Consider the following 23,606-nt stretch of genomic DNA (forward strand, 5'->3'; position numbering starts at 1 on the left):
CGATGAACCAACGGGTCCGCATCACCAGCCCTCAGACCCGCCTGGCGCTCAGGCGCCGGACCGACGCCATGCGGCCCGGCGGCCGCCGCGCCGGCAGGCCTCCGATCGCCTCCACCGCCATCGACATCGACGCCGCCGAACGCGCCCTCCGCAGGCAACGGCGCCTCGCCGTCCGCACCGTCCTCTCCCTCGGCGGCGCCCTCGCCGCGCTCCTCGTCGCCGCCGACCTCGCCGCCGGGCGCCTCGGCTGGGCCGTCCTGTTCTTCGCGCCCTACCCCGTCCTGCTCGCCCTCGCCGCCGTCCACGTGCGGCGCGCCGAACGCATCGAATCGGACTCCTGATGCTCGGCCTCGCCTCGATCAGCCTCGTCCTCGCCGCCAGCATCGTCATCGGCGTGTGGGGCGTCAAGGCCGCGCGCTCCACGCCGGATTTCCTCGTCGCCTCCCGGCGCATCGTCCCCGGATGGAACGCCCTGGCCATCGCGGGGGAGTACGTCTCGGCCGCCTCCGTCCTCGGCCTGGCCGGGCTGCTGGTCAAGAACGGCGTCGGCGCCATGTGGTACGCCGTCGGCTTCACCGCCGGGTACGTCCTCGTCGCCGCCCTCGTCGCCGGGCCCATGCGACGCAGCGGCGCCTACACCGTGCCCGACTTCGCCGAGTACCGCCTCGGCTCGCCCCGCATCAGGCGCATGTGCGGCCTCGTCGTCCTCGTCATCATGCTGCTCTACCTCATCCCGCAGTTCAAGGCCGCGGGCGTCGTCCTCGAACTGGTCAGCGGCATTCCCTACTGGATCGGCGTGGTCGGCGCCGGGCTCGTCGTCGCCTCCACCATCGCCGTCGGCGGCATGCGCTCGGCCACCTACGTCCAGGCCTTCCACTACCTGCTCAAGCTCGCGTTCATCGCCGGGCCCGCCCTCTTCCTCATCATCCTGGCCGGGCCCGAGCGCCGCCACGCCGCGATCCACCCCGCCGAGGTCGACGCCGACTGGATGCGCCCCATGCTCGACCTCGGCGATTCCGGCCACCCCGTGCTCGCCACCGTCTCGGTCCTCCTCGCCACCACCCTGGGCGCCATGGGACTGCCCCACGTCGTCATGCGCTTCCACACCGTCGCCGGAGCCCGAGCCGCCCGCCGCGTCGCCGTCAGCGTCATCGTCCTGCTCAGCGCCTTCTACCTGTTCCCCGTCGTCTACGGGCTCCTCGGCCGCGTCGTCGCGCCCAGCCCCTCCGAGACCGACGTCATCCCCGTCCTGGTGCCCGGCGCCATCGCCCCCGGCGCCGTGGGCGCCGTCCTCACCGCGCTCGTGGCGGCCGGGGCCTTCGCGGCCTTCCTCTCCACCTCCTCGGGACTCCTGCTCGCCCTCGCCGGGGGCCTCTCGCACGACCTGTTCGGCGGCTCCCTGCAACGGCTGCGGCTCGGCGTCGCCGTCGGCACCGGCCTGGCCGTCGCCCTGGCGCTCCCGTCCGAGGAGGTCGACATCAACGTCTTGGTCGGCTGGGCCTTCGCGGTGGCGGCCTCCACGTTCTGCCCCCTGCTCGCCCTCGGCATCTGGTGGCGCGGCCTGACCGCCACCGGCGCCACCGTCGGCCTCCTCATCGGCGCGGGCTCCTCCACCGGCGCCGCCCTCACCTCGGTGTTCATCGACATCGAACCGGGGGCCGTCGCGATCCTGCTGGCACAACCAGCACTGTGGACGGTTCCGTTGGCGTTCGCGGCCATGATCCTCGCCTCGCGGCCCTCGTCCGTCCCCGAATGGGCCTCCGAGGCGGTCCTGCGCCTCCACCTGCCCGGCCGCTACAGCGCCGAGCCCCCGCGGCCGCGAAAACCGCTCGACGCCCCCGGCGAGGCGCAGGCTCCCTTGCCCCGCAGCGGACTCGGGCCGACCGAGGGCCGCGGCGATGGCGGGGACGCGATACGGTGAGGAGCGCCGGGTCCGACACCCCCTTTGGAGACCGCCATGACCGAGGCCATGTGGATCGAGCTGATCCGCGTCCTGCCCACGCTCATATGGCTCGGGTTCGCCGTCGCCGCCCTCGTGGTCGCCCGCCGCGTCCTCACCCGCGAATCCCACCGCATAGCCAGGGTCGAGACCCCGTTCGTCTCGGTGGAGCTCGCCCGGGAGGCCATCGAGCTGGCGTCCCGCAGCCGGGCGGAGGACCCCGACGCCGCCGTCACGGCCCCGCCGTCGTCGAGCGATCCGCGCCCGGCTGACGGGGTTTCACAGCGGGGCATCTTTATAAGCGGTGACACCCACACCGCTGCCATAGGTTCCATCGATAGCGTATCCATCCAAGGCAGGTCACGTCCGCCGAAAGACCCGGACTCGGCCACCGCCGACATGGAGGACGACCCCGACGAGAGAGCGCCGGTCGAGACCGAGGCGCCACCCGCCGAGGAGACCCCGCCGCAGCGCATGTACCCGCCGGTCCCACCCGAGCAGCGCTTCCCGGTGCTGAGCGACCCGTACCACTCCACCACCGAGCCCGTGCCCGAGCTCCCCCCGACCGACCCCCGGCCGTCCTACCGGACCCGCCCCTCGCTGCCCGGCCCCGCCGAGTCCCAGCGCGGGCTCAGGGCCGCCACGCGGCTCGCACTCTCCACCGACCTGCTCCAAGGCGGCGCGATCCTGTGGGTCGACGACCACCACGAGTGGAACGAGTCCCTGGTGCGGCTCTTCCGCACCGCCGGAATCAAGGTCGACACCGTCGCCTCCACCGAAGAGGCCATGCGCGCCATGAGGACCGCCTCCTACGACCTCGTCATCACCGACATGCGCCGCGACAACGAGCCCGCTGGCGCCTCGGCGGGCATGACGCTGCTCGACCACATGGTGAGCGCCGGGATCCCCACGCCCGGGATCTTCTTCAGCGGTTCGAACGGGACCGCCGCCGCCGTCCACCCGCGCGCCGTCTGCGCCACCAGCAGCCCCGAGGAACTGGTGAACCAGGTGATCGACGTCGTCGGGCAGCGCCGCCACCAGCAAGGCGAGGGAGCCTCGCGTCGGCTCCTGTGGGGACAGCGGTGACGAGCGGCGGTTAAACGATTGCCGATACGGTCGCGCCGCCGTTACCGTTTGGCGAGTGAACCCCTTGCGAGCCCCTGACCTCCCCGTCGCCGATCCACTCTGGCCGCACGGGGCGAAGCCGAAAGCCTCGCCGACGCCGCCGCCGTCCACCCCGTGGCGCCTGTTCTGGTGGCTCGCCACCCGCCGCAAAGCCCTCGCCGCCAGCGTCTGGATCTCCGCGGTCTTCTCGCTCGGCCTCGTCCCGGTCATGCCGATCTTCCTCACCGGCGCCGTCGACGACGGCATCACGCGGCACGACTGGGGCGCGCTGGCCGCCTGGGTCGGCGCGCTCGTCGCCGCCGGATCGGTCGTCGCCGTCAGCATCGTCGTCCACCACCGCATGACCGTGTGGTGGCGCCAAGACGCCTCCTACCGCGCCCAGCAGCTCACCGTCGCCAAGGTCGGCCGCCTCGGCGCCCGCCTGCGCGCCCACGCCACCACCGGCGACGTCGTCAGCGTCGGCATCACCGACATGCGCGCCATCGGCCGCTCCATCGAGGCGCTCGCCCCCACCGTCGGGTGCGCCGGAGGGATCATCGCCGTCGCCGTCCTGCTGTTCACCACGTCGGTCTCGCTGGGGCTGGCGGTCTTCATCGGGGTCATCGCCGTCGCCGTCCTCACCGGGCCGCTGCTGGGCCGCCTCCAGCGCCGTTACCGCTCCTACCGCGAGCACGTCGGCGCCATCACCACCCGCTCCTCCGACATCGTCGCCGGGCTCCGGGTGCTGCGCGGCGTCGGCGGCGAGGACGCCTTCAACGAGTCCTACCGCCGCGACTCCCAGGACCTCAAGCGGGCCGGGCTGCGCATCGCCGCGCCCGGCGCCTGGATCGACACGCTCGCCGCCGGGGCGCCCCTCATCCTCCTCGGCGCGGTCGTGTGGCAGTCGGCCCGCCTCGCCGCCTCAGGCGAGATCACCGTCGGCCAGATGGTCGCCGCCTACGCCTACACCGCCGCCCTGCTCCAGCCGGTCCGCTGGCTCATGGGCACGGCCATGACCCTCATGCAGGGACACGTCGCCGCCGCCAAGATCTGCGAACTGCTGAACCTCCCCGAACCGCCGCGGCGCACCGACACCCGCCCCGGGCCGGACACCGGCGCCGAACTCGCCGACCCCGACGCCGGGCTGCGCCTGAAGCCGGGCCTCACCGCCATCGCCGCCGCCGACCCCCGGTCCGCCACCGGCCTGTTCGACCGGCTCGCCGGGCTCGCGCCCGCCGAGACCGCCTTCGGCGGCGTCCCGGTGTCCGACATGGACCCCGAGGAGCTGCGGCGCCGCGTGCTCGTCGCCGACCACGACGCCTACCTGTACGCCGGGACTCTCGAAACCGTGCTCGCCGGGGCGGTGGGGGAGGACCGCGTCGCCGAGGCCGTCACCGCCGCCTGCGCCGACGACGTCGTCGACGCCCTCCCCGACGGGATCGCCACCGACCTCGGCAACCAGGCCCGCACCGTCTCCGGCGGCCAGCGCCAGCGCCTCCGGCTCGCCCGCGCCCTCGCCGCCGAGCCCGAAGTGCTGCTCCTCCACGAGCCCACCTCGGCGGTCGACTCCCACACCGAATCGCGCATCGTCGAACGCGTCGCCGCCCTCCGCAAGGGCCTGACCACCGCCGTCGCCTCCACCTCGCCGCTGTGGCTCGGCCGCGCCGACACCGTCGCGTTCGTCCAGGACGGCAAGGTCGCCGCCACCGGCACCCACGCCCACCTCATGGCCGCAGCGCCCGACTACCGCGCGCTCGTCGCCAGGGAGCTGACATGACCACCGAACTGCCCGTCGCGGGGACCCGCCAGGTGCGGGCCGCCTTCGTCTCCCTGCTCGGCGCCGAACGCCGCCGCGTCCTCCTCGGCGTCGCCCTCCACGTCGCCGCCGCCGGAGCGGGCGCCGCCGCGCCGCTGCTCATGGGCCGCATGATCGACGACCTCACCGCCGGGGCCACGATCGACGACATGGACCGCCTCGCGCTCGGCCTGGCCGCCGCCATCGCCGCCGCGCTCGTCCTCACCTGGGCGGCCGGGTACACCGTCGACCGCGTCGGCGAGCTGCTCTCGGCCCGCCTGCGGGAGGACTTCATCGCCCGCTGCCTCAGATTGCCCCCGCACCTGGCCGAGCAGGCCGGCTCGGGCGACCTCATGACCCGCTCCACCATCGACGTCCCCGAGGCCGGGAACCTCGTGCGCGACACCGCCCCCTGGGCGGCCACCGCCGTCCTCACCTCACTTGTCTACATCGGAGCGATGGCGTGGGCGAGCCCGCTGCTGGCGCTCTGCGTCCTGCTCGCCGCGCCGCCGATCGCCGTGGGCGCCCGCTGGTACCTGGGGCGCGCCCGCGCCGGGTACCTCGCCGAGCGCCGCGCCGAGTCCGCCATGGGCGACGCCGTGGCCGCCACCGCCGACGGCGCCCGCACCGCCGAGCTCTACGGCCTCGCGCCCAATCGCCGCCGCGTCGCCCACGACGCCATCTCCCGCCACTGGGGCGCCACCCGGTACACGCTCTACCTGCGCAGCATGTACTTCCTGAGCCTGGAGAGCTCCTACGTGCTGCCCACCGCCGGCGTCCTCGTGTTCGGCGCGGCCCTGTACTTCGGCGACGCGATCACCATCGGCGCGGTCGCCTCCTGCGCGGTCCTGTCCCGCCAGGCGGTCGCCCCGCTCAACAACCTGCTCATGATGGTCGAACGCGTCCAGCGCGGCTTCGCCTCGCTCGCCCGCGTCGAAGGCGTCGGCCAGGCCCTCGCCGACGAGCCGCGCGCCTCCGAGGCCGAACCGTCCGGCGGCGAGGTCGCCCTGCGCGGCGTCCGCTTCGCCTACCCGGGCGGCCGCGACGTCCTCCACGGCGTCGACCTCACCGTCCCGGTCGGCGAGCGCCTCGCCGTCGTCGGCCCCTCGGGCGCCGGGAAGTCCACGCTGGCGCGTCTCATCGCCGGGATCGACCCGCCGGGCTCCGGCGCCGTCGAGGTCGGCGGCGCCGACATCGCCGCGATGCCCCTCGACCGGCGCCGCCGCCACGTCACCCTCGTCACCCAAGAGCACCACGTGTTCACCGCGACGCTGCGCGAGAACCTCGCCCTGGCCAGGCCGGGCGCGTCCGACGCCGAACTCGAGGCGGCGCTCGACGCGGTCGGCGCCGCCTGGGCCACGGCCCTGCCGGAAGGGCTCGACACCGAGCTGGGCGGCACCGCCGACGAGCTCGACGCCGCCTCGGCGCAGCAGATCGCGCTGGCCCGCATCGTCCTGGCCGACCCCGACGTGGTGATCCTCGACGAGGCCACCGCCATGCTCGACCCGCGCGCCGCCCGCGACACCGAACGCGCCCTCGCCGCCGTCCTCGACGGCCGCACTGTGATAGGCATCGCGCACCGGCTCCACACCGCCCATGACGCCGACCGCATCGCCGTCGTCGAGGACGGCCGCGTCACCGAGCTCGGCAGCCACGACCAGCTCCTCGACCGCGGCGGCGCCTACGCGCGGCTGTGGCACGGCTGGCAGGGGAGCGGGTCTCCGCCCGCGGCTTAATCGTTTGTGGGATGTCGGAGGCGTACTTTACGGTCGTCAAGTGAGGTTCCTCCGCGCTCCCGATCTCCCACTCGAAGACCCCGAATCCCCGGACGGTTCGAGCGGTGTTCCCACGCCGAACGGAGTGAGGCGTACATTGGCACGGCGCCCGCCGCCGACGACGCCGTGGCGGTACTTCCTGTGGCTCGCCACCCGCCGCAAGGGGCTCATGGCCGCCGCGCTGGTGACCTCCGCGATCGCCCTCGGCGGGCTGCCGATCCTGCCGTACTTCCTCACCGGCGCGGTCGACAACGGCCTCGCCGAGCGCGACTGGGGCGCCCTCGCCGCCTGGACCGGCGGCCTCGTCGGCGCCGGGTTCGTCTCCGCCGCCGCGATCGTGTGGTCGCACCGCCTCACCGTGTACTGGCGCATGGACGCCGCCTACCGGACCCTCCAGCTCGCCACCCGCAAGGTCAACGGCCTCGGCGACGAGCTGCGCCGCAAGGTCACCACCGGGCAGGTCGTCTCCGTCGGCGCCACCGACGTCCGCCGCATCGCCGAGGCCGTCGACGGCCTCTCGCCGCTCGTCGGCTGCGCCGTGGGCCTCATCGCCGTCGGCCTCCTGCTGTTCAACACCTCGGTCACCCTCGGGCTGACGATCTTCATCGGCGTGTTCGCCGTCGGCCTCATCACCGGGCCGCTGCTCACGCGGCTCCAGGCCCGCCAGCAGGCCTACCGCGACCGCATCGGCGACATCACCGACCGCTCCTCCGACATCGTCTCGGGCCTGCGCGTCCTGCGCGGCATCGGCGGCGAGCGCCGCTTCAGCGCCTCCTACCGCGTCGACTCCCAGGAGCTGCGCAAGGCCGGATACAAGGTCGCCGGGCCCCAGGCCTGGCTCAATGCCCTCGGCGAGGGCACGCCCGCGATCCTCCTCGGCGTCGTCGTCTGGATCGCCGGGCGCCAGGTCGCCTCCGGCCAGATCACGCCCGGCCAGATGGTCGCCGCGTTCGGCTACACCAGCGCCATGCTGCTGCCCGTCCACTGGCTCATCGGCACCTCCTACCGCATCATCGAGGGCCGCGTGGCCTGCGGCAAGGTCTGCAAGCTCCTCAATGTGCCCTCCCGGCCCGCCCCCGAGCACCCACAGGCGGGGCCCGAGGCCGGCGCCGACCTCCACGACCCCGAATCGGGGCTCACCGTCGGCGGCGGGGAGCTGATCGCCGTCGCCTCCGCCGAGTCCGGCCAGGTCGCCGACCTGTTCGACCGGCTCGGCGGCTACACCGACGCCGAGGCCCGCTTCGGCGGCGTCCCGGTGTCCGACATGGACCGCGACGAGCTGCGGCGTCGCGTCCTCGTCGCCGAGCACGACGCCTACCTGTTCGCCGGGACGGTCGCCGCCGTCATCGGCGCGCGTGAGGGCGCCGACCGCGTCGCCAAGGCCGTCGACGCCGCCAGCGCCGGTGACGTCGTCGAGGCCCTCCCCGACGGCCTCGACACCGAACTCGACAACCAGGTGAGGACCCTCTCGGGCGGGCAGCGCCAGCGGCTGCGACTCGCCCGCGCCCTCGCCGCCGACACCGAGATCCTGCTGCTGCACGAGCCGACCTCGGCCGTGGACTCCCACACCGAGGCCCGCATCGCAGGCCGGCTCGCGGCCGCCCGCACCGGGAAGGCCACCGCCGTCGCCACCACCTCGCCGCTGTGGCTCGGCCGCGCCGACAAGGTCGCGTTCGTCCAGAACGGCAAGGTCGTCGCCGTCGGCACCCACCACGAACTGGACGAGCAGCGGCCCGACTACCGCGCGCTCGTCACCCGGGAGGCCGAATGAGCACCGCCAGCGTGAGCACCAGAACCGCGCCGCCGATGAAGAGCGGACGGCTCCCGGTCGCGGGGCGCGCCGAGACGAGGCGCGCGTTCGCGCAGCTGCTGCTGTCCGAGAAGGGCCGCGTCGCCGGGGCCATCGGCCTCCACCTCGTGGCCGCCGTCGCCGCCGCGGTCGCCCCGCTGCTGCTCGGCGAGATCATCGACGGCCTCGCCGCGGGCGGCGGCGTCGAGGGCGTCGACCGGCTCGCCGTCGGCATCGCGGTCTCCTGCGTCGCCGTCGTCGTCTTCACCTGGGCCGGGACGTACGTCGCCCACCGGCTCGGCGAGCGGCTCTCGGCGCGCATGCGGGAGCAGTTCGTCGACCGGTGCCTGCGCCTGCCGATGCCCGTCGTCGAGCGCGCCGGCTCGGGCGACCTCATGACCCGCTCCTCGGCCGACGTCCCCGAGGCCGGGGCCCTGTTCCGCGACGGCGTCCCGCAGGTCACCGTCTCGATCCTCAAGGTCCTCGTGTTCCTCGGCGCGATGTTCTGGGTCAGCCCCCTGCTGGGACTGTGCATGCTGGTGGCCGTCCCGCCGATCGCCACCGGCACCCGCTGGTACCTCAAGCGCGCCAGGCACGGGTATCTCCGCGAGCGCGAGACCGAGTCCGAGATCGGCGACACCATCGCCGCCTCCGCCGACGGCGCCCGCACCACCGAGGCCTACCGGCTCGAAGACCAGCGCCGCCGCGCCGGTGACGACACCGTCGCCGCGTCGTGGGGCGCGGTCCGGTACACGCTGTTCCTGCGGACCGTGTTCTTCCCGTTCCTGGACGGCACCTATGCGCTCCCGACCGCCGCGGTCCTGCTCGTGGGCGGCGCCTTCTACTTCGACGGCGCCGTCAGCCTCGGCATGGTCGCCAGCTGCGCCGTCCTGACCCGCCAGATCATGTTCCCGCTGGACCACATCCTGATGTGGATCGAGCGCGTCCAGCGCGGCGCCGCCGCCCTGGCCCGCATCGAAGGCGTCGCCGACGCCGAAGGCTCCGAGGACGGCGCCACCGCCGAGCGGCCCGCCGACGGGACCGTGGAGCTGCGCGGCGTCCGCTACGCCTACCCGACCGGCGGCGACGTCCTCCACGGCGTGAGCCTCCACGTCCCCGCCGGAGAGCGCTTCGCCGTCGTCGGGCCCTCGGGGGCGGGCAAGTCCACGCTGGCGCGGCTCGTGTCCGGCGCGGACGTCCCCCGCGAGGGCACCGTCCACATCGGCGGCGTCGACGTCGCCGCGCTTCCGCTGGACGTGCGGCGCGGGCGCGTCACGCTGGTGACCCAGGAGCACCACGTGTTCACGGCGACCCTGCGCGACAACCTCGTCCTCGCCAAGGACGAGGCGGGCGACGACGAGCTGGAGTCCGCGTTGGCCGCCGTCGGCGCCGACTGGGCCTTCGACCTGCCCGAGGGGCTCGACACGCGGCTGGGCGGCACCGCCAGGGAACTCGACGCGGCCTCGGCGCAGCAGATCGCGCTGGCGCGGATCATCCTGGCCGACCCCGACGTGGTGATCCTCGACGAGGCGACGGCGATGCTCGACCCGCGCGCCGCCCGCGACACCGAGCGGGCGCTGGGCGCGGTCCTGGAGGGCCGCACCGTCATCGCGATCGCGCACCGGCTCCACACCGCTCATGACGCCGACCGCATCGCCGTCGTCGAGCAGGGAGTCGTGGCCGAACTGGGCAGCCACGACGAGCTCATCGCCCGCGACGGCCACTATGCGGATCTGTGGAGGGCCTGGCATGGGGAGCCTGTGAGCCATGAATTGGCTCAGGATGGGGAACCGGTGAGCCATGAATTGGCTCAGGATGCCGAGCCCGTGGGCCATGAGCTGGGCGAGGACGCCGCGACCGCCCGCTGAGACGAAATCGGGCCCCGAGCTTTCGCCCGGGGCCCGTCACTGGCTCGAGAACACCACCACAAGTCGGAACACCCACCGACTCGTTATTAGCAAGGAAACAGAAAGGAAACCAGGAAACCCGTTCCGAACCAGTGATAGCAATCATAGACCACGATCGGAGCATTTTGAAGGGGCCTCTGGTCCCCGTTTCAGCATGCGGTCTTCGCGCTGGTCGACGGCCCGAGACCCGTGAGCGCGGCACTGCTGCGCGATAGCCGGCGGGGCCTTGCCTCCCAACGGAACCGGTGGTCGAGGGACCGGGACATCGGTTGCACACCGATCGGTAACAGTTCGGTATCGCACGTTGCGCGGGCCACGTTTTCGCGGCTCGAAGCGGTGAGCCCAAAACCACATAATTCGCGAACCGCGATGAAACGCCCGTGTCGTCTGAGGCGGATGGGGCCGGTCTCGGCTCTCCCGTCACATCGGTCACAGCGAGTGAGGGTTGCGCCGTGCCGCGGCGCCCTCCGCAGCGGCCCCGATCCGACCGTGCCGCCGTACGGCGCACCGTTTCCGCCGCGCGGCGCGGCGGCTCGCCGCCTTCCGCTCGGCGGCGAGCCCGGGGCCGCTTCCGCCGCCGCGCCGCATTGCGGCTCCGCCGCTGCGCAACGCGGCTCCTCCGCGACCAGGGCCGCCGACCGACTCCGCCGCGCACGACCTAGACTCGATAAGTCTTCCCGCAGCTAGAAACCGTTAGGAAACACCTGTCGTGAGTACGATTTCACGCGAGGAAGTCGCGCACCTGGCGCGACTGGCCCGCCTCGAAGTCACCGATGACGAACTCGACGCCTTCGCCGGGCAGCTCGACGTCATCCTCGAATCGATGAAGACCCTCGGCGAGGTCGACACCGAAGGCGTCCAGCCGACCTCGCACGCGGTGCCCCTGGTGAACGTGTTCCGGGAAGACCAGCCTCGGCCATCGCTGCCGCGCGACGCCGTCCTCGCGGGCGGTCCCGACACCGTCGAGGACCGCTTCCGCGTTCCGCGCATTCTGGACGAGGAGGAGTAGACATGGGCGACCGCACCATCGACCAGACCGCCGCGCACATGGCCGAGGCCATCCGCACCGGCCGTGCCACCTCCTACGAGATCACCGAGGCGCACCTCGACCGGATCGACGCCGTCGACGGCACGATCAAGGCCTTCCTCCACGTCGACCGCGAAGGCGCCCTCGCCACCGCGCGCGAGGTCGACGAGGCCATCGCCCGCGGCGAAGAGCTCGGACCGCTCGCGGGCGTCCCCATCGCCATCAAGGACGTCGTCGTCACCAAGGGCCTGCCGACCACCGCGGCCTCCAAGATCCTCGAAGGCTGGATCCCGCCCTACGACGCGACGATCGTCGAGCGCATCAAGGCCGCCCGCATGCCGATCCTCGGCAAGACCAACATGGACGAGTTCGCCATGGGCTCCTCCACCGAGTACTCGGCCTACCAGCGGACCGCCAACCCGTGGGACACCGGGCGCATCCCCGGCGGCTCCGGCGGCGGCTCCGCGGCCGCCGTCGCCGCCAAGATGGCCCCGCTCGCCATCGGCACCGACACCGGCGGCTCCATCCGCCAGCCCGGCGCCGTCACCGGCACCTTCGGCGGCAAGCCCACCTACGGCTCCAACTCCCGCTTCGGGCTCATCGCGTTCTCCTCCTCGCTCGACACCCCCGGCCCGGTCTCCCGCAACGCCCTCGACGCCGCGCTGCTGCACGAGGTCATCTCCGGGCACGACCCGCGCGACTCCACCGCCATCGACGCCCCGGTCCCGCCCGTCGCCGAGGCCGCCCGCCTCGGCGCCACCGGCGACCTCTCGGGCGTCAAGCTCGGCGTCGTCAAGGAGTTCGCCGAGGGCTCGGGCGCCGCCGAGCCCGGCGTCGTCGAGGCCTACCAGGCCGGTGTCGAGCAGCTCGTCAAGCTCGGCGCGCAGATCGTCGAGGTCTCCTGCCCGTCGTTCGTCTACGCACTGCCGACGTACTACCTCATCGCGCCCTCGGAGGCGTCCTCGAACCTCGCCCGATACGACGGCGTCCGCTACGGCCTGCGCACCGGCGACGACGGCAAGCGGAGCCTCGAAGAGGTCATGAGCCTCACCCGCGAGGCGGGCTTCGGCCCCGAGGTCAAGCGCCGCATCATCCTCGGCACCTACGCGCTGTCCGCCGGGTACGTGGACGCGTTCTACGGCAAGGCCCAGAAGGTCCGCACGCTCATCAAGCGCGACTTCGAGGCCGCGTTCGAGCGGGCCGACGCGCTCATCAGCCCCACCACGCCGTTCACCGCCTTCAAGTTCGGCGAGCGCACCGGCGACCCGTACCAGATGTACCTGGCCGACCTCTACACGATCCCGTCCAACCTCTACGGCGGGCCGGGCGTCTCGGTCCCGGTCGGGCTCTCCGAGGGCATGCCCGTCGGACTCCAGGTCATGGGCCCGGTCATGGGCGACGACATCACCTACCGCGTCGCGGCGGCGCTCGAGTCGGCGCAGGAGACCCTGCTGGCCGACACCGCGCCCGAAATTGAGGGGAAGTAGTAGCCGAGATGACGAAACTCAACACCTACGACGCCGCCGTGGCCGCCTTCGAGCCGGTCCTCGGCCTGGAGACCCACGTCGAGCTCGACACGGCCACCAAGATGTTCTGCGGCTGCGCGACGACGTTCGGCGCCGAGCCCAACACGCAGGTCTGCCCGGTCTGCCTGGCCCTGCCCGGCGCCCTGCCGGTGGCCAACAAGGCCGCCGTCGAGGCCACCATGAAGATCGGCCTCGCCCTGAACTGCCGCATCGCCGAGTGGACCCGGTTCGCCAGGAAGAACTACTTCTACCCGGACATGCCGAAGAACTTCCAGACCAGCCAGTACGAGGAGCCGCTCTGCGAGGACGGCTACGTCGACGTCGTCGTCGAGGGCAAGCCCTACCGCGTCGAGATCGAGCGCGTCCACCTCGAGGAGGACACCGGCAAGACCCTCCACGTCGGCGGCGCCACCGGGCGCATCCACGGCGCCACCGAGTCCCTCGTGGACTACAACCGCGCCGGGATCCCCCTGGTCGAGATCGTGACCAGGCCCGTGCCGGGCACCGGCGCGCTCGCCCCCGAGGTCGCGCGCGCCTACGTCACCGAGCTGCGCGACATCGTCCGCTCCCTGGGCGTCTCCGACGTCCGCATGGAGCAAGGATCGATGCGCTGCGACGTCAACGTCTCGCTGAACCGTCCCGGCGACGAGTGGGGCACCCGCACCGAGACCAAGAACGTCAACTCGCTGCGCAGCGTCGAACGCGCCGTGCGCTACGAGGTCCGCCGCCAGTCCGCGCTGCTGGAGGCGGGGGACAAGATCCTCCAGGAGACCCGCCACTTCCACGAGACCACCGGCGAGACCAGCCCGGGTCGCTCCAAAGAGGAGGCCACCGACTACCGGTACTTCCCCGAGCCCGACCTGGCCGTCATGGAGCCCTCGCGCGAGTGGGTCGAGGAGCTGCGCTCCAGCCTGCCCGAGCCGCCGCGCGCGCGCCGCGAGCGCCTCCAGGCCGCTTGGGGCCTGGGGGACAAGGAGATGCAGTCGGTGGTCAACGCCGACGCCGTCGCGCTCATCGAGGCCACGATCGCGGCCGGTGCGAGCGCGTCCGGCGCCGTCAAGTGGTGGCTGGGCGAACTCTCCCGGCGCGCCAACGAGTCCGGCGCCGAACTCGGCGAACTGGCCATCACCCCGATCCAGGTCGCCGAGCTCCAGGGCATGGTCGAGGACGGGCGGCTCAACGACAAGCTCGCCAGGCAGGTCATCGACGGCGTCCTCGCCGGGGAAGGCGGCCCGGCCGACGTCGCGGCCGCCCGCGGCCTGGAGGTCGTCTCCGACACCGGCGCGCTCGAGGCGGCCGTCGACGAGGCGATCGCCGCCAATCCCGCTGTGGCCGAGAAGATCCGCGGCGGCAAGCACGCCGCCGCGGGCGCCCTCATCGGCGCGGTCATGAAAGCCACCAAGGGCCAGGCCGACGCCGGGACGGTCCGCCAGATCATCCTCGACAAGCTGAGCTGACCGCACGCGCGACTGGGCCGGATCACCAGATCCGGCCCTTTTGCGTTCACCGTCCGTTCAATCCCGGTGTGACCCGCGAGTCTCCGGGAACCCCGAGGAGCGACATTGTTCACAGGATGTTGCTACCCTTGACCGCGCTAGGCGGCCGCGACCGGAGGAGGTGAGGGCCATGGGCGACGACCCCGGATCCAGTCGAGATACCGACGCGTTCCTCCCATTTTCCCTTGACCGTGCCTCGCGTCCTCTTATATTGGAGCGGACGGGCTGACCTGCCCTTCCTACGCGGGCTTGAGGGCACGGCCCTTTCCTCGTGTTAGGAGGTGGCTGCCATGGCCCAGGTCATCCAGCCCATTTCGCCCGCGGCGGTGAACGAGCTCGCGGCGCTCCGCCTCGAACTCGCCGACACCTCGACCGTCGAACTCGCCGAAGAGCTGCCCCGCATGGACCTCGCCGAGCAGGCGCTGCGCTTCCGGCTGCTGCCGAAGGACCGCGCGCTCGCCGTCTTCGAAGAGCTCGACACGGTCCACCAGCAGGAGCTCATCGACGGGCTCAAGACCGACACCGTCCGCGAGCTGCTCGACTCCATGGAGGCCGACGACCGGGCCAAGCTCTTCGACGAGATGCCCGCCAAGGTCGCCACGCGCTTCCAGTCCCAGCTCAGCGCCGCCGACCGGCGCACCACCGCCCAGCTGCTCGGGTACGACCCCGAGTCCGCCGGGCGCATCATGACCCCCGACTTCGTGTCGCTGCGCGCTTCGATGAGCGCCGCCGCCGCGATCGAGCGCATTCGCCACCTGCGCGAACGCCCCCGCCACCTCGACGTGCTGCCGGTGACCGACGGCCACCGCAGGCTCCTCGGCACCGTCACCCTCGCCGACCTCGTGAGCGCCGACCCGGACACGCCCGTCCACGACCTCATCGCCGACGAGCACTACCAGGTCTCCACCGACACCGACCAGGAAGAGGCCGCCCGGCTCATCCAGGAGGCCAACCTCATCGCGCTCTCCGTCGTCGACCACGAAGACCGGCTCGTCGGGCTCATCACCTGGGACGACGCCATGGAGGTCCTGGAAGCCGAGGACACCGAGGACGCCGCCCGCGCCGGTGCGTCCGAACCGCTCGAGCGCCCCTACCTCTCGGCGGGCGTGTTCGTGCTGGCGCGCAGCCGCGCCGTGTGGCTGCTCATCCTGGCCGTCTCGGCCTCGCTCACCGTCACGGTGCTCAACTACTACGAGTCCTACCTCGCGAACGTCACCGTCCTCGCGGTGTTCGTGTCCCTGCTGACGGGCACGGGCGGGAACTCGGGCTCGCAGGCGTCGGTGACGATCATCCGCGCCATGGCCGTCGGCGAGGTCCGCTTCTCCGACGCCCTCAAGATCACCTGGCGCGAATCGCGGGTGGGCTTCCTGCTCGGCGCGATGCTCGCCATCGTCGGCGGGCCCGTCGTCGCCTTCGTCTACGGACCCGACATCGGGCTCATCATCGCGGTGACGCTCCTGGCCGTCTGCACCTGGTCGACCTTCGTCGGCTCGCTGCTCCCGCTGGTCGCCAAGAAGGTCGGCATCGACCCGGCCCTCGTCTCCGCGCCGATGGTCTCGACCCTGTGCGACGCCACCGGCCTGCTCATCTACTTCTCGATCGCGGCCCTGGTCCTCGGACCGGCCCTCACGGGCTGAGCCTCGAGCCGCCTACGCGGCGGGGGCCGCTTCAGCGGCCTCGCCGCGCCGGTATCGGCCCGGCGAGATCCCCTGGGACCGCTTGAACGCCTTGGCGAACGCGAACTCCGACGTGTAGCCGACCTCTCTGGCGACGGTGGTCAACGGCGCGTCGGATTCGCGCAGCCGCTTGGCTGCCAGCAGCATGCGCCACCGGGTCACGTACGCGAGCGGCGGCTCGCCCACCATCGCCGTGAAGGTCCGCGCGAACCCCGCGCGGGACATGCCCGCCTCCCGGCCCAGTGCGTCGACCGTCCAGGCCAGGCCCGGTTCGGCGTGCACCGCCCGCAGCGACGCGGTGATCCCCGGGTCGTTCAGCGCCGCCGCCCAGCCCTCGCGCTCGGTCGCCTCCTCGAACCACGCGCGCAGCACGTAGATCAGCAGCGAGTCCAGCATCGCCGGGATCATCGCGTCCCGCCCGTGCCGGTCGCTCTCCAGCTCCCGACCCAGGAGGTCGACCACGGCCCGCAGCTCGGGGTGCCGCCCGACCCGGGTCGGCAGGTGGATGACCGCCGGGAGGGCCTCGATGAGCGGGTGCGTGAAACGCCGGTCGAACTGGTAGCCGCCGCACAACCACACACTGCGCGGCCCGTCGCCCTCGACCGGCCGCCGCGGCTCACCCCGCCGCAACTGCTCGAACAGCGGCGTCGTCGGGCTGTCGGCGAGCCCGTGCCCGCGATCGAAGCAGAACATCGCGACGTCGCCCGCGTTCATCATGACCGGCTCGCCCTCGTTCGGCAGCAGCCAGCACGAGCCCTCCGTCGACACGTGGAACCCGACCCCGTAGACCCCTTCGTAGTGGCGGCCCCACGGGGCCTTCCGAGAGAGCACCGAGGCCTCGGGCGCACCGACCCGCAATGCGGTGATGACACTGCTGAGCACATCCATGGAACAATCGTATCCGACCCTCTCCACGACGAGACGAACAGACAGGAATCTGAGACTTAGTGACATAGGAAGTCTCACCATACGGTCGTACTGTCGGCACAGCGTCGCGACTGCGTCGCCCGGATGCCTCGCACAGGAGTGATTCCCTTGTCCCACAGTGTTCTCGACCCCGAGACCGCGGCCGCCCCGGTTCGCGGCCACCGCCGCGCCGCCCTCGCGGCACTGCTGACCATGCAGCTCATGGTCGCGCTCGACGTCACCGTCGTCTCCGTCGCCCTCCCGAACCTCAAGGTCGAACTCGGCTTCAGCGCCACCGGCCTCTCCTGGGTCGTCAACGCCTATCTGATCGCCTTCGCGGGACTGCTGCTCCTTTCGGGACGCCTCGGCGACTTCTTCGGCCCCAAACGCATGTTCATCGCGGGCACCGCCGTCTTCACCGCCGCCTCGGTGGCATGCGCGCTCGCCGCGACGCCCGCCATGCTCGTCGCCGGGCGCTTCGTCCAAGGGCTCGGCGCCGCGATGGCCTCGGCGGTGATCCTCGCGATGCTGGTGCGCCTCTTCCCCGACCAGGGCGAGCAGGCTCGCGCCATGGGCGCGTACGGGTTCACCCGAGCCGCCGGCGCGCTGCTCGGCCTTGTCGCGGGCGGCGTCCTCACCCAGACCCTCGGCTGGGAGGCAGCGTTCTGGATCAACACGCCGATCGGCTTGGCCGCCCTGGCACTCGCCACCCGCTTCGTCGAAGCGACGCCGAGTCCCGCCCGCGCCGCCCGACCCGACGTCATCGGCGCGGTCCTGGTGACCGCCGGCCTCTCGCTCGGCGTGTACGCGATCGTCCTCATCGGCGAGCCGAACGGGGCGCCGCTCGCCTGGGGCGCGGTCTCGGCGGCGCTCCTCACGGCATTCCTGCTGCGCCAAGCCAAGGCCGCCAACCCGCTGATGCCCCTGCGGCTCTTCCGCAACCGCTCGCTGGCGACCGGAAACGCCGCGTTCGCCCTGCTGTACGCCGCCGCCACCGGATTCCAGTTCATGACCGCGCTCCTCCTCCAGCAGGTGCTCGGCCTGAGCGCCGTGGAGACCGGTCTCGCGTTCGTCCCGACCCCGGTCGGCGTCGGCGTGGTCTCACTGGTCTTCAACGCCCGGCTCACCCGCCGATTCGGCGCGGTGGCGGTCATGCGCACGGGACTGGTGCTGCTCGCCTTCGGCGTCGCGCTGCTGGCGCTGGCCCCGACCGACGGGAACTACTGGACCGATGTCCTTCCGGCCCTGGCGATCCTGGGTATCGGCCAGGGCATGGCGATGCCGACGACGATGATGCTGTCCATGTCGGGCGTCCCCGCGGCCGACCGGGGCCTGGCCTCCGGGCTGAACAACACGGCCCAGCAGATCGGCGGCGCGGTGGGGCTCTCGGTTATGGCCGTGGCGGCGGCCGCGGTGACGGCCGACGGTGAGGCCGCGGGCCTGGACCGCCTGGCCGCCCTCCACGGCGGCTACGCGGCCACCTACTGGATCCAGGCCGCGATGGTGCTGGTCGCGTTCGGCCTGGCGACCGTGACCTTGCGGACGTCGAAGCGCTGAGCGAAGGGGTGAGCGGGTCCGCGCCGCGGCGCGGACCCGCATTCGGCGAGTGCCGTCTCCAGGAGCTCGGTGCGCCGCCGGACCGTCGCCCGCAGCGTCTCGACCGCTTCGAGGGCGGCGAAACCGGTCCCGATCATTCGTCGGTGGGCGAGGGCGAAGACGGGGAGGACGGCGACGAGGACGAGGACGGCAGCGGGCTGGGGACGTCCTCGACCCCGGCCCCGTTCACCGCCGCGTGCTTCTGCTCGTCGATGGGGATGACGGTGCGGTCCAGCGTGATGTCGGACGCGCCGACGGTGCCGACCGAGATCGAGTCGTACGCCGTGAGCGCCTTGGTGTCGGGGTCGAAATAGAGCACGTCGAGCTCCATCTTCATCGGCGTATCGCTCTCGAAGATCCGCAGCCCGGCCGCGCCGGTCGAGCCCTCCACCATGAGCGTCGTCCCCTCGCCGAGGTCCTGGACGGCCCGCTCGTGCGTGTGCCCCGACAGCACCAGCGGCACGACGCCGGTGAGCGGCACCGCCATCGCCGGCTCGTGGACCATCGCCACGTCGGCCCCGCCCGCCTCCTCGATGTCCTCGCGCAGCCGCTGCCCGGACTGGGCGAGCATCTGCTGGGCGTAATCGGTGGAAGGCTGGCTGCCCTTGTCGGGCGTGAAGCGCGGATCGGCGACCCCGGCGAACCGGAGCCCGGCCACCTCCCGCACCTCGCCGTCCAGGATCACCGTGTTGTCGTAGGCGGAGAGCGCCGCGATGGTGGTGGCCGAGTCGTGGTTGCCCTTGACGAACACGTACGGCACGTCGATCTGGGTCACTCCCTGCGAGAAGACGTCGGCCTCCTGGGACGAGCCCCAGTCGTTCATGTCGCCGGTGTCGGCCACCGCGTCGATGTTGAACTGGTCGACCACCGACTCCATGAGGTGCCACGCCGACGGGTTGAGGTGGAGGTCGGAGACGTGGAGGATCCGGATCGTGTCGTCGTCGACGCCGATGTGCGGCAGGTCCGTCGCGAACGCGTAGAACCCGGAGATGTTCGTGACGAACTTCTGGAGGTTGGTGACGTACTGCTCGTAGTTGTCGGCGATGTCCTCGGCGTCGCCCACCACCGAAGGGGCGTAGGAGAGCAGGCCCTCGTAGCGCGGCTGGGAGATCGACTCCGGTCGCATGGTGACGGCGGCGTACCCCAGGAGCGCCGCGGTCATCGACAGCGACGCCAGCCCGGTCAGCATGGTGCGCCGCATGGTGCGGAAGGCGAGCGCGCCGACCAGCAGCCCGCACAGCGTCACGATCGCCAGCGCCTCGACCGCGACGCGCACCACCGCGTCGGTGACCTCGGAGGCCAGGTCCTCGGAGGCGGCGGTGACCCCGCCGGGGGTGTTGATGATGGCCCGGGCCTCTTCGGGGTCCACCGAGTCCAGGCGCAGGCTCATCCCGATCGGGCCGTCGTGGCTGTCGAAGACCACCTGGCCGAGCGGCGGGATGGTCACGATCGTCTCGCCGTGGATGTCGGGGTGCAGCGCCATGGTCGTGTGGAACGGGCCGATGTGGGCGCTGGTGTCGCCCACCAGGATCAGCCCGCCCGAGGCCGCGGCGACGCCGACGGCGAGGATCGCGACGGCGGTCGCCAGCCCGCGGGCGACGGGGGAGGCGCGCAGACGCCGCCACAGCGACCCGGCACGGCGTTCCCCGCGCGCGACCGCCCGCGAGCCGCGGCTCGCGACGGACTTGAGGCGCTGTGGGAACGGGGCGTGCCGGTCCGGCATAAGACTCTTCCTTCGGCGGCGTAGGAGGTGGAGAAGCGGAGGAGGCGGTCGTCGGCCTCGTCGATGACGCAACCGCTGTCCTCTTCGCAGCGGCCGTCGCGGTTCGAGGTGGTCACCCACAGCATCCCGTCGGGGCCCATGGCGATCGATCGTAGCCGACCGAACTCGCCCACGAGTGCCGCTTGCGGCTCGCCGGCGGGTTCGCCGTTCGAGTCGAACTCGACGATCCACAGCCGCTGGCCGCGCAGGCACGCCGTGATGAGGGTCTGCTCGACGAAGACCGCGCCCGAGCAGGAGGCCTCGAACGGCTCCCAGGAGAGCACCGGGTCGATGTAGTCGGGGTCCCCGGCGGGGCCCTCGTACAGCGGCCAGCCGTAGTTCCCGTCCGCTTCGATGCGGTTGACCTCGTCGGCGATGTCGGCGCCGAACTCGGTGGCGTACAAGACGCCTGCTCCATCCCACGCCAGGCCCTCGACGTTGCGGTGGCCCATGGAGTAGACCGGCGAGTCGGGGTCGGGGTTGTCCTCGGCGGGCTCGCCGGAGGCGTCGATGCGGAGGATCTTGCCCGAGAGGGAGTCCGCGTCCTGGGCGCTGCCCGCCTCGCCCGCGTCGCCGGTGGCGGCCCACAGGTAGCCGTCGGGGCCGAAGGCGAGCGCGCCGCCGTTGTGGTTGGAGGCGGCCGGGATGCCGGTGAGGATCGGCTCGGGCTCGGCGTCGGAGCCGAGGTCGATCGACGCGATCCGGTTGTCCTCCTCGGTGGTGTAGTAGGCGAAGACCGTCGAGTCCTCCTCGAAGTCGGGGGAGACGGCCAGGCCGAGCAGGCCGCCCTCGCCGCGGGCGTCGACCTCGACGGTGCGGACCTCCTCGGGTTCGGCGGCGGTGCCCTCCGCGTCGACGCCGATCGAGAGGATGCGGCCGGATTCGCGCTCGCCGACCAGGGCGGTGCCGTCGGGCAGGAACGCCAGCCCCCACGGCACCTCGAGCCCCTCGGCGACGACCTCCATGAGCGTCGCGGGCGTCTCGGGCGCGCCCCCCGAGGGCGTGGGCAGGTTCGGCGGCTCGCCGCCTTCCGGCTCGGGCGGCTCCCCGAAGGAGCACGAGGCGAGCATGAGCATGACCGCGGCCGTCACAGCCGCCGATGTCGTCGATCGGCGCATGGTCACAAGACTAATGGTGCATTAGTCTTTTCCGAGTGAAGGTATGGATCGCTCATGAGGAAGGACGCGAACTGCTCGGGCCGCTGCCCGACGGCGTCGACGTCGAGGTGTACTCGGGGCGGGACGGCTACCCGTCCGACCCGGCGGGCGTCGACTTCTGGGTGCCGCCGTTCCTGGCGCAGTCGAAGGTCACCGCGCCGCTCGGCGACATGACGTCGCTGCGGGCGATCCAGCTGCTGAGCGCGGGCGCCGAGGTGTGGGCGCCAGTGGTGCCCGACGGCGTGACTCTGTGCGACGCCCGAGGCGTCCACACGGGAGTGACGGCCGAGTGGACGATCGGCGCGATCCTCGCGTCCATGCGCGGCTTCGACGTCTTCGCCCGCCGCCAGAGGCACCACGAGTGGCGGGTCCGGTGGCAGACCACGGTCTGCGACAAGCACGCCCTCATCGTCGGCGCCGGCGACATCGGCGAGAAGGTCGCCGAAGTCCTCACTGCTCTGGGCACGACGGTGACGAAGGTGGCCCGGCGCGCCCGCCCCGGCGTCCACGCGATCGACGAGCTCGACGCGCTGCTGCCCGAGGCCGACGTCGTCGTCCTCATCCTGCCGCTGACCGACGCGACCCTCGGCATGGTCGACGCGAAGTTCCTCGCGCGCATGAAGGACGGCGCGCTGCTGGTGAACGCCGCCCGCGGCCCGATCGTGGACACCGACGCGCTCGTCGCCGAGGTGGCCTCGGGCCGCCTGCGCTGCGCGGTCGACGTGGTCGAGCCCGAGCCGCTGCCCGCCGGCCACCCGCTGTGGGACCTGGAGGGCGCCCTGATCACCCCGCACGTGGGCGCCTCGGTCGACGGGATGGTGCCGCGCGCCTACCGGCCGGTGGGCCCGCAGATCCGCCGCTTCGCCGCCGGGGAACCGCTCGAGAACGTCGTGTCCGACGGCTACTGAGCCTTGAGCCTGCGTAGCTCGTCTCGGCGCCTGCACGTGAAGTAGAGCTCCGCGGCGATCGTGGCGACCGCCAGCAGGGCCGCGAGCACGAAGGGCACCCACAGCGGTATGTAGTGGTGGATCTTGGAGCCGCACTGGATCGTGTTGGTGAGCAGGAGCGGCGACTCGGCCTCGCCGCGGAATCGGCCGTTGTCGAAACCCTCCTGGCCGCCGTGCATGAGGCAGTAGTCATCGGGGAAGAACGGATCGAGGTTCATGAACAGGGCCGTGGCGTAGCCGAAGGCGAACATCATCGAGGAGGCGAAGGCGATCCGGCCCGAGATCTTCCGGGCCGCGAGCGGCACGCGGTCCACGGCGTCCGCGCCGAGCTTGAGCAGGATCCCCACGGCGATGAGGACCGGGCTCAGGCAGCAGAGGACGCCCAGCAGCGACACCTACTGCTCCTCGTCGCCCTCCTCGCGCAGCTCCTGGCCGCCGATCTCCAGGACCTGCGGCAGGTTCTCGGGGCGCAGCGGGTCGAGGCGCACCTGCGACTGGTCGTCCAGTATCGCGGCCACGCCGTCGCTGTCGGTCACGAAGCCGTCGATGTGGCGCCATTCGAGCAGCCGCTCGGAGAACATGCCCTTGACCGTGACGCCCTCCTGCGTCACGTCCACGCCCGAGCGCCACGCCCAGCTCGAGACGCCGAGCGGGGCGGCGAGCATCGCCGCGCCGATCACGACCGAGAACCATCCCCACAGGGGCCGCTCGGCGATCAGCGCCAGCGCCAGCGGGGCGACGGCCAGCCAGGAGACGAACGCGGCCACGGTGACCGCGGCGGAGCGGCGAATGCGCAGGCGCGGCGAGGAGGCGGGTTCGCGCTGTGTCAACGTGCCGCTCCCAGGGTCGCCGTGAGTTGTCATGGTCCGATCCTGACATACCCGGTGCGTGCGGCCGTCTCCAGTGTGGTCCGATTTCCGGGGGATTGTCGCCCGCTGTACCCCCTGTCGGGCAACGGGACCGCGAAGCCGGGCGGGCGGCGGCGGCGCGGCCGTCAAGATCACATTTCGTCCGCCGCCCGCGAAGGCGGCGGCGAGGCCCCGGCGGGTGGGTCCAAAGTCTCCGAAAGTTTCGGTCTTGACCGCTCGGTAACCCCTGGAATACGATTGCCATTCGTGACCGTATCGTAATCCCGGCTGCGACTCACCTGCCTTGACGCTGTTTTAGTGTTGCCGTAGTCTCACCGATGTCGCCGAAAGTTTTC

General features: G+C 72.2%; 17 protein-coding genes and 1 pseudogene. 13 read left to right on the forward strand and 5 right to left on the reverse strand.

Going from position 1 to position 23,606, the window contains the following annotated elements; genetic code table 11:
* The first annotated feature begins 2 nt into the window (after positions 1–2).
* The 11 genes from H613_RS31295 to mgtE all read left to right on the forward strand — a co-directional run bounded on the left by H613_RS31295 (position 3) and on the right by mgtE (position 15,995).
* A complete protein-coding gene (locus H613_RS31295) occupies positions 3–341 on the forward strand; it encodes a hypothetical protein (RefSeq protein ID WP_026922934.1) in 339 nt (112 codons plus the stop codon).
* Entirely contained in the window at positions 341–1,921 is a 1,581-nt protein-coding gene (locus tag H613_RS24400; protein ID WP_084546360.1) for a sodium/solute symporter, read from the forward strand. The genes H613_RS31295 and H613_RS24400 overlap by 1 nt, the downstream gene beginning before the upstream one ends.
* Positions 1,922–1,957: 36 nt before the next feature.
* Positions 1,958–3,025, forward strand: coding sequence for a response regulator (locus H613_RS0104865; RefSeq protein WP_026922935.1), 1,068 nt, complete (start codon positions 1,958–1,960; stop codon positions 3,023–3,025).
* A 55-nt stretch (positions 3,026–3,080) separates the two neighbouring features.
* Positions 3,081–4,820 carry an ABC transporter transmembrane domain-containing protein gene (locus H613_RS0104870; RefSeq protein WP_156925827.1) on the forward strand — a complete coding sequence of 580 codons (1,740 nt, stop codon included), beginning with the start codon at positions 3,081–3,083 and terminating at the stop codon, positions 4,818–4,820.
* Positions 4,817–6,574 carry an ABC transporter ATP-binding protein gene (locus H613_RS0104875; protein ID WP_026922937.1) on the forward strand — a complete coding sequence of 586 codons (1,758 nt, stop codon included), beginning with the start codon at positions 4,817–4,819 and terminating at the stop codon, positions 6,572–6,574. Before H613_RS0104870 ends, H613_RS0104875 begins: the two co-directional genes overlap by 4 nt.
* Positions 6,575–6,710: 136 nt before the next feature.
* A complete protein-coding gene (locus tag H613_RS0104880) occupies positions 6,711–8,384 on the forward strand; it encodes an ABC transporter transmembrane domain-containing protein (protein WP_026922938.1) in 1,674 nt (557 codons plus the stop codon).
* An 11-nt stretch (positions 8,385–8,395) separates the two neighbouring features.
* Entirely contained in the window at positions 8,396–10,270 is a 1,875-nt protein-coding gene (locus H613_RS24405; protein WP_245598466.1) for an ABC transporter ATP-binding protein, read from the forward strand.
* Between the two features lie 748 nt (positions 10,271–11,018).
* Positions 11,019–11,318, forward strand: coding sequence for an Asp-tRNA(Asn)/Glu-tRNA(Gln) amidotransferase subunit GatC (gene gatC / locus H613_RS0104890; RefSeq protein ID WP_026922939.1), 300 nt, complete (start codon positions 11,019–11,021; stop codon positions 11,316–11,318).
* Positions 11,319–11,320: 2 nt separating this feature from the next.
* A complete protein-coding gene (gene gatA, locus H613_RS0104895; protein ID WP_026922940.1) occupies positions 11,321–12,823 on the forward strand; it encodes an Asp-tRNA(Asn)/Glu-tRNA(Gln) amidotransferase subunit GatA in 1,503 nt (500 codons plus the stop codon).
* An 8-nt stretch (positions 12,824–12,831) separates the two neighbouring features.
* Complete coding sequence (gatB, locus tag H613_RS0104900) at positions 12,832–14,319, forward strand: Asp-tRNA(Asn)/Glu-tRNA(Gln) amidotransferase subunit GatB (protein WP_026922941.1); 1,488 nt, start codon at positions 12,832–12,834, stop codon at positions 14,317–14,319.
* A 329-nt stretch (positions 14,320–14,648) separates the two neighbouring features.
* Complete coding sequence (gene mgtE, locus H613_RS0104905; RefSeq protein ID WP_156925829.1) at positions 14,649–15,995, forward strand: magnesium transporter; 1,347 nt, start codon at positions 14,649–14,651, stop codon at positions 15,993–15,995.
* Between the two features lie 12 nt (positions 15,996–16,007).
* Here mgtE and H613_RS0104910 read toward each other — a convergent pair whose 3' ends face one another.
* Positions 16,008–16,922 (reverse strand): AraC family transcriptional regulator, encoded by a 915-nt coding sequence (locus H613_RS0104910; RefSeq protein ID WP_026922943.1) that lies wholly within the window; start codon positions 16,920–16,922, stop codon positions 16,008–16,010.
* Between the two features lie 138 nt (positions 16,923–17,060).
* On the opposite strand from H613_RS0104910, the gene H613_RS24410 reads away from it, so the two are divergent.
* Positions 17,061–18,497, forward strand: coding sequence for an MFS transporter (locus H613_RS24410; protein WP_439330237.1), 1,437 nt, complete (start codon positions 17,061–17,063; stop codon positions 18,495–18,497).
* 133 nt (positions 18,498–18,630) lie between these two features.
* Here the strand turns inward: H613_RS24410 and H613_RS31945 are convergent, their stop codons facing one another.
* Both H613_RS31945 and H613_RS31950 read right to left on the reverse strand, forming a co-directional pair.
* Positions 18,631–20,259 (reverse strand): metallophosphoesterase family protein, encoded by a 1,629-nt coding sequence (locus tag H613_RS31945; protein ID WP_051392955.1) that lies wholly within the window; start codon positions 20,257–20,259, stop codon positions 18,631–18,633.
* A gap of 5 nt (positions 20,260–20,264) precedes the next feature.
* Positions 20,265–21,416 (reverse strand): annotated as a pseudogene (locus H613_RS31950) (PQQ-dependent sugar dehydrogenase); the annotation flags it as partial.
* 35 nt (positions 21,417–21,451) lie between these two features.
* Between H613_RS31950 and H613_RS0104935 the strand changes: the two are divergent.
* Complete coding sequence (locus H613_RS0104935; RefSeq protein ID WP_026922945.1) at positions 21,452–22,363, forward strand: 2-hydroxyacid dehydrogenase; 912 nt, start codon at positions 21,452–21,454, stop codon at positions 22,361–22,363.
* Here H613_RS0104935 and H613_RS0104940 read toward each other — a convergent pair.
* Together H613_RS0104940 and H613_RS0104945 are read right to left on the reverse strand one after the other, a co-directional pair.
* On the reverse strand, positions 22,357–22,797 hold the full coding sequence (locus tag H613_RS0104940; protein WP_026922946.1) for a hypothetical protein: 441 nt from the start codon (positions 22,795–22,797) through the stop codon (positions 22,357–22,359). The genes H613_RS0104935 and H613_RS0104940 overlap by 7 nt on opposite strands.
* Positions 22,798–23,265, reverse strand: coding sequence for a hypothetical protein (locus H613_RS0104945; protein ID WP_156925830.1), 468 nt, complete (start codon positions 23,263–23,265; stop codon positions 22,798–22,800).
* Positions 23,266–23,606 lie beyond the last annotated feature (341 nt).

It is taken from the genome of Glycomyces arizonensis DSM 44726, assembly GCF_000482705.1.
GTDB classification, from domain to species: Bacteria; Actinomycetota; Actinomycetes; order Mycobacteriales; family Micromonosporaceae; genus Glycomyces; species Glycomyces arizonensis.